Source organism: Devosia psychrophila, assembly GCF_000971275.1.
In the GTDB taxonomy this organism is placed as follows: domain Bacteria; phylum Pseudomonadota; class Alphaproteobacteria; order Rhizobiales; family Devosiaceae; genus Devosia; species Devosia psychrophila.
In genome coordinates, this window is sequence record NZ_LAPV01000129.1 from 85,486 (window position 1) to 101,271 (window position 15,786).

The 15,786-nt window shown below is 62.2% G+C and carries 14 protein-coding genes; 11 read left to right on the top strand and 3 right to left on the bottom strand.

What is annotated here, in order from left to right:
• The first annotated feature begins 29 nt into the window (after positions 1-29).
• The 11 genes from WH91_RS12620 (at position 30) to WH91_RS12670 (ending at position 13,483) form a co-directional block, all read left to right on the top strand.
• Positions 30-2,102 (top strand): methyl-accepting chemotaxis protein, encoded by a 2,073-nt coding sequence (locus WH91_RS12620; protein WP_052952812.1) that lies wholly within the window; start codon positions 30-32, stop codon positions 2,100-2,102.
• 345 nt (positions 2,103-2,447) lie between these two features.
• Positions 2,448-4,472, top strand: coding sequence for a methyl-accepting chemotaxis protein (locus WH91_RS12625; RefSeq protein ID WP_052952813.1), 2,025 nt, complete (start codon positions 2,448-2,450; stop codon positions 4,470-4,472).
• A 174-nt stretch (positions 4,473-4,646) separates the two neighbouring features.
• Positions 4,647-7,097, top strand: coding sequence for a methyl-accepting chemotaxis protein (locus WH91_RS25415; RefSeq protein ID WP_052952814.1), 2,451 nt, complete (start codon positions 4,647-4,649; stop codon positions 7,095-7,097).
• 126 nt (positions 7,098-7,223) lie between these two features.
• Positions 7,224-7,451: a hypothetical protein gene (locus tag WH91_RS12635; RefSeq protein ID WP_074797406.1), complete on the top strand. Its 228-nt coding sequence runs from the start codon at positions 7,224-7,226 to the stop codon at positions 7,449-7,451.
• 39 nt (positions 7,452-7,490) lie between these two features.
• A complete protein-coding gene (locus tag WH91_RS12640; protein ID WP_052952815.1) occupies positions 7,491-8,543 on the top strand; it encodes a methyl-accepting chemotaxis protein in 1,053 nt (350 codons plus the stop codon).
• A 132-nt stretch (positions 8,544-8,675) separates the two neighbouring features.
• The gene (locus WH91_RS12645; protein WP_143078082.1) at positions 8,676-9,056 is read left to right on the top strand and encodes a DUF1801 domain-containing protein; all 381 of its coding nucleotides are present in this window, start codon (positions 8,676-8,678) and stop codon (positions 9,054-9,056) included.
• A gap of 36 nt (positions 9,057-9,092) precedes the next feature.
• Positions 9,093-9,455, top strand: a complete 363-nt coding sequence (locus tag WH91_RS12650) for a methylglyoxal synthase (RefSeq protein WP_052952816.1) — start codon at positions 9,093-9,095, stop codon at positions 9,453-9,455.
• 172 nt (positions 9,456-9,627) lie between these two features.
• Positions 9,628-10,437 (top strand): ABC transporter ATP-binding protein, encoded by an 810-nt coding sequence (locus tag WH91_RS12655; RefSeq protein ID WP_046171366.1) that lies wholly within the window; start codon positions 9,628-9,630, stop codon positions 10,435-10,437.
• 53 nt (positions 10,438-10,490) lie between these two features.
• Positions 10,491-11,195: an ABC transporter ATP-binding protein gene (locus WH91_RS12660; protein ID WP_046171367.1), complete on the top strand. Its 705-nt coding sequence runs from the start codon at positions 10,491-10,493 to the stop codon at positions 11,193-11,195.
• Between the two features lie 3 nt (positions 11,196-11,198).
• Positions 11,199-12,203 carry a branched-chain amino acid ABC transporter permease gene (locus tag WH91_RS12665; protein ID WP_046171368.1) on the top strand — a complete coding sequence of 335 codons (1,005 nt, stop codon included), beginning with the start codon at positions 11,199-11,201 and terminating at the stop codon, positions 12,201-12,203.
• Positions 12,200-13,483 (top strand): branched-chain amino acid ABC transporter permease, encoded by a 1,284-nt coding sequence (locus WH91_RS12670; protein ID WP_046171369.1) that lies wholly within the window; start codon positions 12,200-12,202, stop codon positions 13,481-13,483. The genes WH91_RS12665 and WH91_RS12670 overlap by 4 nt, the downstream gene beginning before the upstream one ends.
• A 5-nt stretch (positions 13,484-13,488) precedes the next feature.
• Here WH91_RS12670 and WH91_RS12675 read toward each other — a convergent pair whose 3' ends face one another.
• The 3 genes from WH91_RS12675 to WH91_RS12685 are packed head-to-tail and all read right to left on the bottom strand — an operon-like array spanning position 13,489 to position 15,755.
• The gene (locus WH91_RS12675; protein ID WP_046171370.1) at positions 13,489-14,127 is read right to left on the bottom strand and encodes a TetR family transcriptional regulator; all 639 of its coding nucleotides are present in this window, start codon (positions 14,125-14,127) and stop codon (positions 13,489-13,491) included.
• Between the two features lie 32 nt (positions 14,128-14,159).
• Complete coding sequence (locus tag WH91_RS12680) at positions 14,160-15,098, bottom strand: SDR family oxidoreductase (RefSeq protein WP_046171371.1); 939 nt, start codon at positions 15,096-15,098, stop codon at positions 14,160-14,162.
• 57 nt (positions 15,099-15,155) lie between these two features.
• Positions 15,156-15,755, bottom strand: coding sequence for a class I SAM-dependent methyltransferase (locus WH91_RS12685; RefSeq protein WP_046171372.1), 600 nt, complete (start codon positions 15,753-15,755; stop codon positions 15,156-15,158).
• Positions 15,756-15,786: the final 31 nt, after the last annotated feature.

Sequence of the window (15,786 nt, forward strand, 5' to 3'; positions counted from 1 at the left end):
GTGCGCCCGGACTTCTGGGGGAACAATTCATGCACAAGCTCGCCGCCGTCTTCGGCAATATCAGAATGACCACGTCGATTGCCGCGCTGGTCCTGGTTTCCATTATCGGGTCCATCGCCGCCGTGTCCGGCGCGATCTACATGAACCTGCATGCCCGCTCGATGGCGGACAGCACAGTGCAGCAGGGAACCAACCTGGCAGTTGCGGCGACGATCCTCGAACGCCGCATTTCCGGTTCGGTACTGAACTGGACTCCCGAGGGCACTATGGATGCCTTCCAGAGCTGGGCGGTGCCGCCCTTCTACGATACCGAAATAATCGACTCGGTGACCCGGGTTACCAAGCAGGATGCGACGATCTATGTGCTGGACAATGCCACCCAGACGCTGGTGGGCAAGACCACCAGTATCGCCGCGGCAGACGGGACCCGAGTAGCGGACCTGGCGATCGATGCCAGCAGCCCGGTGTTTGAGTCGCTGATGGAGGGCGAAGCCTATATGGGATCGCTGCCGATCAATGGCGTCGACTATTTCGGGGCGTTCCAGCCGATCGAGAAGATGAGCGGCGAAGTCATGGGCGCCATTTTCGTCGGCACGCCCATGGCCGACATCGAGGCCGCAGCTAATGGCGTGGTCGGACTGATCCTGGTGGTGGGTGGTGCCGTGGTTGTGGCGCTGGGCCTCGTGGGCCTGTTTCTGTCGCGGCTTATTACCAAGCCGATCCCAAAGCTTGCTCATTCGATGGAGACGATTTCCGAGGGCAATTTCGATACCGAAGTGCCCTATACCAGCCTCGGCAATGAAGTGGGCGGCATGGCGCGCGCCGTGGAAGTGTTCCGCCAGAACGGGCTGCGTGTCAGCCAGATGACCGAGGCGGAGGCGGCGCGCATCATCGGCGATCAGGAAGATCGCCAGAAGATGATGAGCGAGTTGCAGTCGGCATTCGGCGAAGTGGTCGATGCGGCGGTGGCTGGCGACTTCACCAAGCAGGTGATGGTAGAATTCCCCGACCCCGAGCTGAATGCCCTGGCGGCCGGCATCAACAACCTGGTCTCGACGTTTAACCGCGGCGTGACCGAAATCGGCCAGGTGCTGGGCGCAATGGCCGACACCGACCTGACGCAGCGCATGGAAGGCGACTATGAAGGGGCTTTCGCGACGCTCAAATCCGACATCAATGCGGTTGCTGATAAGCTGACCGAAGTGATCGGCCAGTTGCGCCATACTTCGGGCTCGCTGAAGACCGCGACCGGGGAAATCTTGTCGGGCGCCAACGATCTTTCCGAGCGCACCACCAAGCAAGCCGCGACCATCGAAGAGACATCGGCGGCCATGGAACAACTGGCTTCGACCGTGCTGCAGAACGCCCAGCGCGCCAAGGATGCCAGCGTTGGCGCCATGCAGGTGACCCGAACTGCAGAAGAGGGCGGGCAGGTGATGGATGCTGCAACGGCGGCGATGGAGCGGATCACACAGTCATCCGCCAAGATATCCAACATCATCGGCATGATCGACGACATCGCCTTCCAGACTAACCTCCTGGCACTGAACGCTTCGGTCGAAGCGGCGCGTGCTGGCGATGCAGGCAAGGGCTTTGCCGTGGTTGCCGTCGAAGTGCGGCGCCTGGCTCAATCGGCGGCGCAGGCATCAAGTGAAGTGAAGGTGCTGATCGAGCAGTCGGCCGTCGAGGTCAAGACCGGCTCCAAGCTGGTTGGCGACGCCGCCGGCAAGCTCAAGGTGATGCTGGAGGCGGCGCGCGGCAATAACGGCCTGCTCGAATCCATCGCCAATGACAGCCGCGAACAGTCGTCGGCGATCGATGAAGTCACCATTGCCGTGCGCACCATGGACGAAATGACCCAGCATAATGCGGCGCTGGTGGAACAGACCAACGCGGCCATCGAGCAGACCGAAGCACAGGCCAGCGAGCTTGACCGCATCGTCGAAGTGTTCCGCATCAATCAGCAGGAGGCGCCGGCCCGCTTCGAACGGGCGCCCGTGCGCCCGGCGACCGCACGCGGCTTGCAGCAAAGGTTGGCCTCGGCGACCGCCAGTCGGACCCATGGCAATGCCGCCGTGGCAGTAGACTGGAATGAATTTTAGCGGCCAATAGGCCGCTTGCTCGCGGCCGACTGGTTTGAATTCAGGCATTCGCAGGTAAATACTAGAAGTAAAAGGGCGCCGGGCGGCGCCCTTTTTTATTTGTAGTCAGCAGTTTAGTATTTTACCGCAGATTAACCAACATCGGACAATGTCCATCTCGGACGCATCAGTAAATACGTTGGCCACGCCGGGAATCGGGGTCGTTCGGGGGTGTCGTGTCGTCCATCAATCCATTCTTCTGGCTATTCATGGCCGCGGAGCGGGGCAGTCCTTGCCTGCCGCAACGTCTGTTGCGCGCGTGCCATCTTTGTCAGATCAACTCGAAGCGTCGTTTGGAGCTCTGCCGTGACTAACCTTTTCACCGGCAGCATAGCCCGGCGCCTCTATGCATTGATCGTCATCTTCGCCATCGGCTTTGCCAGCGTGCTGGCCTTTCAGCTGTATACTCTGCGCGAGAACCTCGACAGCTTCAAGCGTACGGAACTGCAGAGCGTGGTGCAGGCCGCGACCAGCATCGTGCAGAACTACTATGAGCGCTCTCAGGCAGGCGAGTTCACCGAGGAACACGCAAAGTCGCTGTCGCTGGAATCGCTGCGGGGCCTCCGCTACCAAGGCGGCGAATATGTGTTCATCGACACCTATGACATGATCAATCTGATGCATCCGACCAAGCCGGAAAAACAGGGCAGCGACCGTGGGGTCGAGGCGGACGGCCGCGGCAAATTCTACATCAAGGAAATGGTCACCAATGCCAGGGCGAATGGATCGACTTTCGTCCAATATCTGTTCAAGACGCCGGATGGTGGCGACTTCGACAAGATCAGCTATGCGCAGGCCTTCGAGCCATGGGGCTGGACTATCGCTTCGGGTGTCTTGACCACGCAGGTGGACGCGATCTTTGCAAAGGCTGCCATGATCAGCGGCGCGATTGCTTTCGGCGTGACGCTGCTGCTGCTGCTCGTCGGCGTGCTTATCGCACGCTCGATCAGCAAGCCGATTGCCAAGCTGAACAATGACATGGACCGCATCGCGGCCAATGACTTCGACGTGGTGCCGCAGGGCATGGCGCGTCGCGACGAAATCGGCGACATGGCACGCTCGGTGGAAGTTTTCCGCGAGAACGGGCTCAAGGTCAGCCAGATGACCGAGGCGGAAGCCGCTCGCATCATCGCCGATCAGGCCGCTCGCCAGCAGATGATGAGTGAATTGCAGGGTGCGTTCGGGCAGGTGGTGGATGCGGCGATTGCCGGTGACTTTACCCGCCGGGTGGAGACCGAATTCCCTGATGCCGAACTCAACGGCTTGGCGCAGAGCGTCAATAGCCTCGTGGCTACCGTGGATCGTGGTCTCGATGAAACCGGCCGGGTACTGACCGCGCTGGCGAACACCGACCTGACCAAGCGCATGGAGGGCGAGTATCACGGTGCCTTCGCCGGCCTCCAGGCCAATACCAATGCGGTGGGTAACAAACTGAGCGAAGTGGTGACGCAGTTGCGCGACACGTCGCGTTCGTTGCGGCTCGCAACCGGCGAAATTCTGGCTGGAGCCAATGACCTGAGCGAACGCACGACCAAGCAGGCCGCGACGATCGAAGAGACATCGGCGACCATGGAACAACTGGCGACTACCGTGCTGCAGAACTCGCAGCGCGCCAAGGATGCCAGCGTCAATGCGGCCCAAGTTACCCGCACCGCCGAAGAAGGTGGCCAGGTGATGGAAAAGGCCAATGCTGCGATGGCCGCGATCGAAATGAGCTCGGGCAAGATTTCCAATATCATTGGCATGATCGACGATATCGCATTCCAGACCAATCTGCTGGCACTGAACGCTTCGGTGGAAGCGGCGCGGGCTGGCGATGCCGGCAAGGGCTTTGCCGTGGTGGCCGTGGAAGTGCGGCGCCTGGCGCAGTCGGCGGCGTCGGCATCGGCAGACGTCAAGGTCCTGATCGAGCAGTCGGCTGGCGAAGTGGGCCTTGGCTCGCGTCTGGTGTCGGATGCGGCGGCACGCCTTGCCGCCATGCTCGACGCCGCTCGTGCCAATAACCAGTTGATGGACGGCATTGCCCGCGAAAGCCAGGAGCAGGCCTCGGCTATCGAAGAGGTCAATATCGCGGTCCGACAGATGGACGAGATGACCCAGCATAACGCGGCTCTGGTCGAGGAAATGAATGCCTCCATCGAACAGACCGAGGCTCAGGCCGGCGCGCTGGACGACATCGTGACCGTGTTCAATACCGGCAGCCAGCGCGTTGTCGCCCCATCCCGCGCCAGCCATGTCGCTTCGGCGCCCAAGCCGGCCGTGAAACGCGCGGCGCAGGCCTATCTCAGCCACGGCAATGCCGCGGTTTCGACCGACTGGAACGAGTTCTAAGCTGAAATTACGTTCGGGGGCCCGCTTCGGTGGGCCGCTGTTACTTCCTCTAGAGCGTCGGAAGCGGTTCATTAACCATATGCTTTCTATGCTGGCTGCGCACATGACCGCGGAACAGGGGCTGCGGGCATGCCTTGTCAAAAGGCTGTAGTGCCTCAACTCCGAAAGCCGAGCATGACCAGCCAGCTCAAACTTGCCTTCAAACTGCCAGCCATGGTGGTCGCAATTGCGCTGGTCACTGGGGCGAGCCTGGCGCTTGCAGCCTATTTCGCCAGCAGCAGCATCGTTACCCGACAGGCCGAACAGCGGCTGACCGCAGCGGCGGCCAATGCCACCTCAACGTTGAATGCCTATCTCGGCGAGGTCGCCGAAGACCTGACGCTATTTGCCGGGCGCTCTGAAATCGCCAGCGCAATCGGCGTCTTGTCGGTCGCAATGCGCTCGATGAAGGAGCAGGGCGATCCGACTGAGCTGATGCAGGACGCCTATATCACGCAAAATCCGAATCCGGCCGGCGAGCGCTTGTTGCTCGATACGTCCGACAAGTTGCCGGCGTATGACCTGCACCACCGGACATTGCACGCGGACTTCCGGGACCTGTTGATGAAGCGCGGCTATTACGACATCTTCCTGTTCGATGCCGATTTCAACAATGTCTACACGGTGTTCAAGGAAGCCGATTTCGCAACCAATTTTGCCCAAGGCGGCGGGCCGTGGGCCGATACCGACCTCGGCAAGGTGGTGCGTTCGGCCATGGCGGCGAAAGAGGGGGAGCTGTTTCTGTCCGACTTTGCCGCCTATGGCCCGAGCGCCGGCGCTCCGGCTAGTTTCATTGCCGCACCAGTTTATGACCAAGGCCTCGTGATCGGCGTGCTGGCCTTCCAGATGCCGACGGCACTAATCGGGGAAGTGCTCGACCGGACCCAGGGGCTGGGCGACAGCGGCGAAACCTATCTGGTGGGCCAGGATGGCCTCGTTCGCAATGACTCCCCCAAAACCTCCGACAATGACGTGCTGAACCTGTCGCTGCAGGGCGAGGCCGTGACGGCGGCGCTGGCCGGCACTGCCGGGCTTGATCGCCTGTCTCATCACGACGGCGAGGACTACGTCGCCGCTAGTGAACCGCTGTCGTTTGGCGGTGTCGACTGGGCCGTGGTTGCCCTCGAAAGCGAAGCTGATATCTCCGCGCCTTCAGCCGGCCTACGCAATACTTTGCTGATCATCGGCGCCATCTTGCTGGCTTTGGCGGCAGTGGTCAGCGTGCTGATCGCGCGGACCATTACGCGGCCAATTTCGCGGCTGACCGATGCTATGGCCGAAATTGCCGGCGACCGGCTCGACCTGACTGTGCCGGGCCTAGAGCGCTCGGATGAGCTGGGGTACATGGCTGAAGCCGTGGAAGTGTTCCGCAGCAATGGGCTGAAGATGCGTGATCTGCGCGCCGCCGAGCTCGACATGAGTGCCGAGCGCGCCAGCCAGGTCAGCGTGATCGAGGGGTTGCAGAGGGACATCGGCAGTGTGGTTGGGGCCGCTATCGAAGGCGACTTCACGGGCCGGGTCGGGACCAACCTCCACGATCCCGAATTGCGCCATCTGGCGCAGAACGTCAACGACCTGGTGGAATCGGTCGATCGCGGGTTGACCGAGACCGGCAGCGTGCTGGCGGCACTGGCGCGGGCCGATCTCAGCCAGCGCATGCAGGGTGACTACAAGGGTGCCTTTGCCCAGCTCAAAGCCAATACCAATAGCGTGGCCGAGCAGCTCGGGCAGATCGTGACGCAGTTGCGCGGCACCTCGGGTGCGTTGAAGACCGCAACCAGCGAAATTCTCTCCGGCGCCAACGATCTCAGCGAACGCACGACGCGACAGGCGGCGACGATCGAGCAGACCAGCGCGGCCATCGAGCAGCTCAGCCGCACCGTCGTCGAAAATGCCGGTCATGCCGAGCAGGCCAGCCAGAAGGCGCGTGCGGTATCAACCGAGGCTGAGGCCAGTGGCGCGGTGATGGTCGAGGCGACGGCTGCGATGGACCGGATCACCGCGTCGTCGTCCAAGATTTCCAACATCATCGGGCTGATCGACGATATCGCCTTCCAGACCAACCTGCTGGCGCTGAACGCCTCGGTGGAAGCCGCGCGGGCTGGCGATGCCGGCAAGGGCTTTGCCGTCGTTGCTGTCGAAGTCCGGCGCCTGGCGCAATCGGCGGCTTCGGCTTCGGCCGATGTGAAGGCGCTGGTCGAGCAGAGCGCCAATGAAGTACAGGGCGGCACGCGGCTGGTGGCCGACGCCGCCGAGCGTATCGCTGGCGTGCAGACGGCAATCCGGGGCAATGCCAGCATGCTGGATGGCATTGCCCGGGCCAGCCGCGAGCAGGCGGCCTCGATCGACGAGGTGACTGTCGCGGTGCGCCAGATGGATGAGATGACCCAGCACAATGCGGCGCTGGTCGAACAGACCAATGCCGCCATCGAGCAGACCGAGGCACAAGCCAGTGAACTCGACCGGGTGATTGGCGTGTTCACGCTCGGCTCGTTCGAGGCGATGGCGACGGATCGGGCGACGGGTGAACGCGGCATGATCGACGGGTTGCGGTCGATGGCAGGCGCTTATTTGAAGCGGGCCTAAAGCGGCGGTGAATTAACTGCGCGTTCACCATGCTTCGGTCTCGGTGCGCGTAGTTTGATCCATGTCGCGGCCCGGCTATCGGGAGAGTGGTCAACACCCTTTCCGCCTGTAGCCGTGGGCGTCCTTATGTCCCCGCCGAATTCCGCCGATCTGCAATCGCGCCTCGATTTCATCGGCCTCGACGACACTGCACGGCAGCGGCAGGCGCGGCTGAAGGGCCATGTCGACAAGCATCTGGGCAAGAAGGCAGCTTCCCCAGAAGATGTCCTGGCGGCGGCTGACGAGATGGCGCTGGCGCTCGGCAGCCTGATCAAATCGACCTTGCTCGACATCGATATTGGCGTTTCGGCCTAGTTCGACAAGCTGACATCCGATCCCAAGGCGGCCGATGAGGTGGCCAAGGAGAAGATTACCCGTGCGGTGACGCTGACCGGCGACGTGCTCAAGGAAATGGCAGACGGCAATCTCACCAGCCGGATCACTGCGGAGTTTGAGCCGGAATTCGACCAGATCAAGCGGGATACCAATGCGGTGGCGGATCGGCTGAACGGCATTATCGGCCAGTTGCGGCAGACGTCGCGCTCGCTCAAGACGGCGACGGGAGAAATCCTTGCCGGTGCCAATGACCTGGCCGATCGCACCACAAGGCAGGCGGCGACCATCGAGCAGACGTCGGCTTCGGTCGAGCAGTTGGCGACGACCGTGGTCGAGAATGCGCAGCGCGCGGCGACGGCCAGCGGCAAGGCAAACAGCGTGGCGCAGAGTGCCATGCAGGGCGGCATGGTGATGGCAGAGGCCAATGAAGCGATGTCAGAGGCCAATGAAGCGATGTCAGCCATCCAGACCAGCTCGGCCAAGATTTCCAATATTATCGGGCTGATCGACGATATCGGGTTCCAGACCAACCTGTTGGCGCTCAACGCCTCGGTGGAAGCGGCGCGGGCGGGAGACGCCGGCAAGGGCTTTGCCGTGGTGGCAGTGGAAGTGCTGCGGCTGGCGCAGTCGGCGGCGCAGGCCTCGAGCGAGGTCAAGGTGCTGATTGAAGCCAGTGCCAATGAGGTCACGGCGGGCTCGCGGCTGGTCGGGCAGGTGGCCAGCAGGCTGCAGGATATTTTGGCCGGTGCGCAGGAGAGTTCGACGCTGATTGAGGCGATTGCGCAGGCCAACAGGGAATCCTCGTCGTCGCTCGAAGAGGTATCGGTCGCGGTGCGATTGATGGACGAGATGACCCAGCACAATGGGGCGCTGGTGGAGCAAACCAATGCGGCCATCGAGCAGACCGAGGCGCAGGCGAGCGAGCTCGATCATATCGTCGACATCTTCAAGATCGAGGCGGCGGTTGCAGTATCGGTTGCCAAGCGACGGGCCGTGCCGCCAAAGCCAAGGCGGCCGGCACTGCGGGCGGTTAGCAGCGCCGCGGTGGCGCAGGACTGGGCAGAGTTCTAGGGCGGATGGCTTCCCCTGACCGGTTCGGGCAAGAGGTTCCTCCCCTCGCTGTCCGGAGCATGCGGGTTCTCCTGACTCCTCCTGTCAGCAGAACCGGAGATGGTGGCGCTGCGTAAAAGCGGGGCCACCATCATGCTCATTTCAGTCGTCGATCCAGTTTATTCTAAAACCTTCGCGGAGCTGATCGCGCCGTTTCCCCCGCCGGTGCGGGAGCTCACGGCGCGGCTGGTGGCCCTGGTCGCAGCGCATCCGGGCATTAGCGGCAAGGGGATGACCGGCTGGAAGTCGGTCAATTTCCGCCATGCCAGCGCCGGCCATGTCTGCTCGGTGTTTCCACAGCAGGACCGGGCCTTGCTATATTTCGAGCATGGGCTGCGGCTGGTGCATGGCGAAGGGCTGTTGCAGGGCGAAGGTCTCAAGCGGGGGCGCTACCTGCGGGTGCAGCCGGGCGACGATATTCCGCTTGATCGGATCGGCATGCTGTTGGGCGAGGCGATTGCCCTGTTTGCCTGACCATGCTTGAAAGCCATGGAGAACGGGGAGGGTAGCATGGCGCGCATCGGGCTGGTGGCTCACGACGACAAGAAGGACGAGCTGTGCATCTGGGCCGAGCACCACAAGCACAAGCTGGGCCAGCATGAACTCTGGGGTACTGGAACCACCGGCAGCCGGGTCATGGCTGCGACCGGCATGGAAGTGACGCGGCTCAAGAGCGGTCCGCTGGGCGGCGACCAGCAGCTGGGCGCGATGATCGCCGAGGGAAAGCTCGACGTGCTGATCTTCTTCATCGATCCGCTTTCGGCGCAGCCGCATGATGTGGACGTCAAGGCGCTGACCCGGCTGGCGACGCTTTATGACGTGCTCTTTGCCAACAACAAATCCACAGCTGACGCGGTGCTTGCCTACCTTTGACCGTGCCATTCTCAGCGCCGGTTGCCATTCGAGCGCAGCTCTCATGGCCTTCTCCCCTAAAATTGCTCCACCGGAGCAATTTGCGCCGAGGGGCGCCGGGTCGAAGAGTTGACCCTTGCGTCACCTTATGAGCAGATGCCTCAAAATAGCCCGGATAATGAACCGGGCATAAATGGCATTAGGAAACGGGACAGCTTTGGTCTCCTCTGACTTGGTTATCGACGTTCGCAACGTCAGCAAACGCTTTGGCGGTCTTACCGCCGTCAACAATTGCTCGCTCTCGGTGCGACGCGGCTCCGTCACGGGGTTGATCGGACCGAATGGCGCGGGCAAGTCCACGCTGTTCAACATCGTGGCCGGCAATATCGTGCCCGACGAGGGTGCGGTTATTTTCGACGGCAAGGACGTGACCGGCTTCAAGCCGCATCAACTGTTCCGCACAGGCATGCTGCGGACCTTCCAGATCGCGCATGAATTCTCCAACATGACGGCGCTGGAAAACCTGATGATGGTGCCGGGCGACCAGCCGGGCGAAGATCTCGGCAATGCCTGGTTTCGGCCCGGGCTGGCGAAATCGCGCGAGACCGAGGTGCGCAAGAAGGCGCTGGACGTCATCGACTTCCTGAAGCTCGGCCATGTGCGCAACGAGCTGGCCGGCAATCTTTCGGGCGGCCAGAAGAAGCTGCTCGAACTCGGCCGCACTATGATGGTCGATGCCAAGGTGGTGCTGCTCGACGAGGTGGCGGCGGGCGTCAACAAGACGCTGCTCAACGACCTGGCCTCCAATATCGAGCGGATGAACACCGAGCTGGGCTACACGTTCTTCGTCATCGAGCATGACATGGACCTGATCGGCCGGCTGTGCGATCCGGTTATTGTGATGGCGCAGGGGGAAAAGATCGCCGAAGGCTCGATGGAAGAAATCCGGGCCAATCCTCAAATCGTCGAAGCCTATTTCGGCACCCCGGTCGAGGTGGCTTAGATGCGGGTCTCCTTGTCCAAAAACCGGCTTCCACTTTTTGGGGAGACCCAATAATGGCGTTGCTTGAACTGAAACACGTCGTTGCCGGTTATGGCGGCGCACCGATCCTCAATGGCGTCAATATGGCCATTGACCAAAGCGATATCGGCGTCATCGTCGGGCCGAATGGCGCCGGCAAGTCGACGACGCTGAAGGCCATTTTCGGCCTGCTCAAGGTGACCGGCGGCACGGTGGAATTTCTTGGCGAAAGCATAGCCAATTCGCTGCCCGACAAGCTGGTACCCAAGGGCCTCAGCTTCGTACCGCAGGAAAAGAACGTCTTCACCTCGATGACCGTCGAGGAAAACCTGGAAATGGGTGCCTTCACGCGGCGCGATGATTTTTCCGAGACCATGCAATGGGTCTATGAAATGTTTCCCGTGCTGGCCGAGAAGCGCCGGCAGCCGACAGGTGAGCTTTCCGGCGGCCAGCGCCAGATGGTCGCTATGGGCCGCGCGCTGATGAGCAAGCCAAAGCTGCTGATGCTGGACGAGCCCTCAGCCGGCCTGTCGCCGCGCTATGTGATCGAGATTTTCGAGACCATCGTGCGTGTTAACCAGGAGGGCGTCGGTGTGCTCATGGTCGAGCAGAACGCACGCCAGGCGCTAGCGTTTGCCTCCAAGGGCTTTGTGCTTGCACAGGGCCAAAACCGCTTCACCGGCACGGGCGCCGAGCTCATCGCCGATCCCGAAGTCGCCAAAAGTTTCCTCGGGGGCTGAGCCGTGACCGAACTCGTATTTTTCATCAACCAGGTGGTCATTTCCGGCGCGGTGCTGGGGTGCATTTATGCGCTCGGCGCGGTCGGCATCACGCTGATTTTCGGCATCCTGCGCTTTGCGCATTTCGCCCATTCCGAGCTGATGACTTCGGGCGCGTTCTTTGCCTTCATGTTGGCCGCACTTTTTGCCAGCTGGGGCATCGTGACGCCGATTCCGCTGGGCTTCGTGGTGCTGCCACTCGCCATGGTGATGTCGGCGATCTTTGCGCTGGGTATCGACAAGGGCTTTTACGCGCCACTGCGCAAGCGTGGCGCCAAGCCGGTTATCCTGCTGATCGCCTCGATCGGCGTGACGCTGATGGTGCAGGGGCTGATCCGGCTGTTCTTCGGCGCCGGCAGCTATTCGTTCTTCGAGAATGAGACCAAGGACATTTTCCGCATCGACCTGGCCTTCCTTGGCTCGACGCGGCCGCTGGTAATCACCGAGCCACAACTACTGATGATCATCGTGACAGTGGTGTCGGTGCTGGCGCTGCACTTCTTCCTGACGCGGTCGCGGCTGGGCAAGGCGATGCGTGCCATGGCTGACAATCCAGACCTGGCGCAGGTCTCGGGCATCAACACGGCACTGGTGGTGCGGGTGACCTGGATCGTTGCCGGCGCACTGGCATGCATGGCGGGCACCATGCTGGCGCTGGACGTGACGCTGAAGCCAGACTTGGCGTTCAATATCATCATTCCCATTTTTGCCGCGGCCATCGTCGGTGGCCTGGGTCAGGCCTATGGCGCCATCGCCGGTGGGCTGCTGATCGGCTTCGCGGAATCGCTGGCGGTGTTCAACTGGACCATGGTGCTGCGGCCGCTCAATGCGGTGCTGCCGGAATTTGCACAGTTGCCGGCGACGCTGTCGCTGGTTCCGACCGAATACAAGCTCACCGTGGCTTTCGTCATCCTCGTGGTGGTGCTGCTGGTTCGGCCTACTGGTATCTTCAAGGGAGCTTCGTCATGATCCGACGCTCTTTGACGCTGTTTGCCGGCCTGTTCGTGCTGATCCTCGTGATGGGCTGGGCCATGGGCCTGCCGTTCACCTCGTCGCGCCTCGTCGAAGCGACGGCCTATGCGCTAATCGCGCTGGGGCTGAATATTCAGTGGGGCTACGGCGGGTTGTTCAACTTCGGCATCATGGGCTTCCTGATGCTGGGCGGCTTTGCCGTGACATTCATTTCCTATCCGGTCAATCCGCAGTTCTGGGGCTCGGATGGTCCCTGGATGCTGGGGCGGGCGCTGATCGCTTTTGGGGCGGGTGCGCTGCTGGTTTATGGCGCGCGCAACAGCGACAAAATCGGCATTCGCGGTGGCTGGAAGACCTTTGTCACCGTGCTCGCCTGGTTCGTGGGATACTGCGTCTATCGCAGCCAGATCGACCCGGCGGCGGCCTATATCGAGGCTAATGCGGGATTTGTCGGTGGTCTCGGGGGGCATCCGGTACTGGGCTGGCTGTTCGGCGGTGTGCTGGCGGCAGGCGTCGCCTTCATCGTCGGCAAGATCGCGCTCGGCCTGCGCACCGACTATCTGGCTATTGCGACGATCGGCATCTCAGAAATCATCCGTGCGTTGATCAAGAACATGGACTGGCTGACCCGCGGTACGCTGACGGTGTCGCCAATCCCGTGGCCGACGCCACTGCCGCAGGCCTATCAGGCGAGCGGCTCCGACCAGTTTTCGTCGCTGCTGCTGGCGCGCGGTGGTTTCCTGCTACTGGCGCTCCTGGTGCTTGGCATTGCCCTGTGGCTGATTTCGCGCGCCTATGCCGGACCATGGGGCCGCATGATGCGCTCGATCCGGGACAATCACATCGCGGCGGCCTCGATGGGCAAGAACGTCACCGCGCGGCAGCTGGAAATCTTCGTCTTCGGCTCGGTGCTGATGGGCATTGGCGGCGCCATGCTGGTCAGCTTCACGCAGATTTTCGATCCGTCGAGCTACCAGCCGATCAACCACACCTTCCTGATCTGGGTGATGATCATCGTCGGCGGCGCTGGCAACAATTGGGGCGCCGTGTTCGGCGCCGTGCTGATCTGGCTGGTCTGGGTGGTCAGCGAACCGCTGGCCCGGGTGATCTTCGACTTCGCCAGCAACTGGTCGACCAATTTCGGCTGGGGCGCCATTCCCGAGATCGAGTCAAGATCGGCGCAGATGCGAGTGTTCGTGCTGGGCCTCGTGATCACCATAGCGCTTCGATACGCGCCCAAGGGACTGCTGCCCGAAGTGGTGCGGCGCGACGCCTAGACGGGTTACGCGATACTCGCCAGCAATGCTTTGACCGTCCGCGCGAGATCGCGGGCGGGGTCGATGCGCAGGTGGGCAAATTCGGGGCGGGCCAGCACTGCCTGAGCGGCGGGCGACGAATGTACGCTGGGCCACAGCCCGGCGATCAGTGACCCGGTCATGGCGATGGCCCAGCCGCAATCGGCAGGTGTCGTGCCGGGCAGCCGGACCAGCAGGGCGGCGACGATGTGCTCGTTCTGCGCGCTCAGATGGGCCTTCAATTCACAGATCTTGGCTTCCGACACATTCTGCTCCAGTGTGCTGGAGAGGATGGCAATCAACTGGCAGCAGCGGGGGCGCGCCAGGAACCCCGCGGTAATTGCCTCGGACAGCGCCGAGACGTCCCCCGTTGGTTGTGCGGTTATTGCGGCCTCGAGGCTATCCACCAGCCCGACGAACTCGTCGCGGAACAATGCCAGCAGCACGTCTTCGCGGCTTTCGAAATAGCGATAGACGTTGGATTTGGTGAAGCCGGCCTTGGCAGCAATGGCGTTGAGACCGGCGCCGGTTGGGCCTTCGGCATCGAACAGCTCAGCCGCCGCCGCGAGCAGTTGTTCGCGGCGGAGATTGATTTGCTCGGGCTGGCGGGCACGCAGGAACGTCATGCGGCAACAGGTGTCCGAGGCGCCCCTGCGTGTCAAGCCAGCGCCTTCTGGGCGGCATAGGTGACGCCGGTTAGTTTCTCGGAAACCTCCCACAGGCGGCGGGCCACATCGTCGTCCTTGGCGCGGCGCGGGAAGCGGGCGGGCTTGGGCGGCCCCCTCATCTCCATCATCTTGCTGGGACCATAATAGTCCAGCTTTTGCACGTAGGGCGCTGTCGCCACCAACACGGTGGGGATGGCGCCGCCGGTGGCGTCGTGTGAGGCGAAATTTTCAAGCAGCGCGCTGCCGATGCCAGCAAAGCCCGTCATGGTGCCGGGGCCATTGGCGATCAGGTCGGTTTGGGCGAAGCCGGGATGGGCGGTCGCCGAGAGCAGGTTCCAGCCCTGCAGGTCGCTGCGGCGCTGCAACTCGCGGGCAAAAAGCAGGTTGGACAGCTTGGAAGCGCCATACGAGCGCATTGGGCGATAGGCCTGCTCAGACTGCAGGTTGTCGAAGTCGATCTTGCCGATGTGCGCGGCGCCCGATGAAATGGTCACCACGCGCGGCGCTCTGGCGGCGGTGAGCAGGGGCAGCAGTTCACCGGTCAGCGCAAAGTGGCCGAGGTGATTGGTGCCGAACTGCAGCTCGAAACCATCGCTAGTGGTCTTACGCGTCGGCGGAGTCATGACGCCGGCATTGTTGACCAGGATGTCGATAGGAGTGCCAGCAGCGCGCATTCGGCTGCCGAAAGCGGCAATGGAGGCGAGGCTGCCCAGATCGACCAGTTCGAATTCGATGTTGGCGGCGGAGGCCTTGGCGCGAATGCGGTTGAGGGCGCTTGCACCCTTGTCGGCATTGCGGCCGGCCAAGATGACACGGGCGCCGTGCTCGGCCAGCATGCGGGCCGTTTCAAAGCCCAGGCCGCCGGTTGCGCCGGTGACAATGGCAGTTTTGCCGGAAAGATCGGGAATGTCGCGTTCGGTGAAGCTCATGGCGCATCTCCTAATTAGAAACCAATGGTCTCTAATTAGGAGAACGATGGTCTGCTGTCAAGGTACGGCAGGTTTTTGAGCGTGAAGCCAAAGCCAGCGCGTTGGCTGGTTGTCGTAGCCGGAGCCTTCGTGCTGCGTGATTTCGACTGTCGCCCATGCAGCCGCGTCATTCACATGTGCCCGTAGTTCATCGGCGTCGGGGTAGTTGTAATAACGCCCCAGAGCATCACGACCTTCGCTGTCACCGGCCTTGAAGCTGGCCATCAGGTGCCCGCCAGGACGCAAGGCGCGGAAGATATGTTCGAGGTCGTCGGTCAGCTCGTCGCGCGGGGCATGGAGCAGCGCCGCGCAGGCCCAGACGCCGTCAAAAAGCGCGACGTCGTCGAGTTCGTGGAAGGCCATGATGCGGACGGGAAGTCCAAGGCGCGCTTGTGCTTCGGCGGCGAGTTCCGGCGAGGCGTCGGAGGGGGTGACTTCAAAGCCTGCGGCCAGCATCGCCGCTGCATCGCGACCGTTGCCGGTGCCCAGTTCAAGCACAGTGCCGCCCGGCGGCAGATGTGCCAGAAATGCTTGGAGCTGCCGCGATGGCTTTTGCGCATGCAGGACGTAGTCAGCGGCGTTGTCGGCATAGAATTTGAGCGTGGCGGCATCGGGCATGGCGTCCTCGAATGAAAAAGGCCCGGGATTG

Excerpts from the sequence above, each read along its gene's own strand:
- WH91_RS12620 (WP_052952812.1), top strand. The coding sequence starts at position 30 with ATGCACAAGCTCGCCGCCGTCTTCGGCAATATCAGAATGACCACGTCG.
- WH91_RS25415 (WP_052952814.1), top strand. The coding sequence starts at position 4,647 with ATGACCAGCCAGCTCAAACTTGCCTTCAAACTGCCAGCCATGGTGGTC.
- WH91_RS12635 (WP_074797406.1), top strand. The coding sequence starts at position 7,224 with ATGTCCCCGCCGAATTCCGCCGATCTGCAATCGCGCCTCGATTTCATC.
- WH91_RS12645 (WP_143078082.1), top strand. The coding sequence starts at position 8,676 with ATGCTCATTTCAGTCGTCGATCCAGTTTATTCTAAAACCTTCGCGGAG.
- WH91_RS12650 (WP_052952816.1), top strand. The coding sequence starts at position 9,093 with ATGGCGCGCATCGGGCTGGTGGCTCACGACGACAAGAAGGACGAGCTG.
- WH91_RS12655 (WP_046171366.1), top strand. The coding sequence starts at position 9,628 with ATGGCATTAGGAAACGGGACAGCTTTGGTCTCCTCTGACTTGGTTATC.
- WH91_RS12660 (WP_046171367.1), top strand. The coding sequence starts at position 10,491 with ATGGCGTTGCTTGAACTGAAACACGTCGTTGCCGGTTATGGCGGCGCA.
- WH91_RS12670 (WP_046171369.1), top strand. The coding sequence starts at position 12,200 with ATGATCCGACGCTCTTTGACGCTGTTTGCCGGCCTGTTCGTGCTGATC.
- WH91_RS12675 (WP_046171370.1), bottom strand. The coding sequence starts at position 14,127 with ATGACGTTCCTGCGTGCCCGCCAGCCCGAGCAAATCAATCTCCGCCGC.
- WH91_RS12680 (WP_046171371.1), bottom strand. The coding sequence starts at position 15,098 with ATGAGCTTCACCGAACGCGACATTCCCGATCTTTCCGGCAAAACTGCC.
- WH91_RS12685 (WP_046171372.1), bottom strand. The coding sequence starts at position 15,755 with ATGCCCGATGCCGCCACGCTCAAATTCTATGCCGACAACGCCGCTGAC.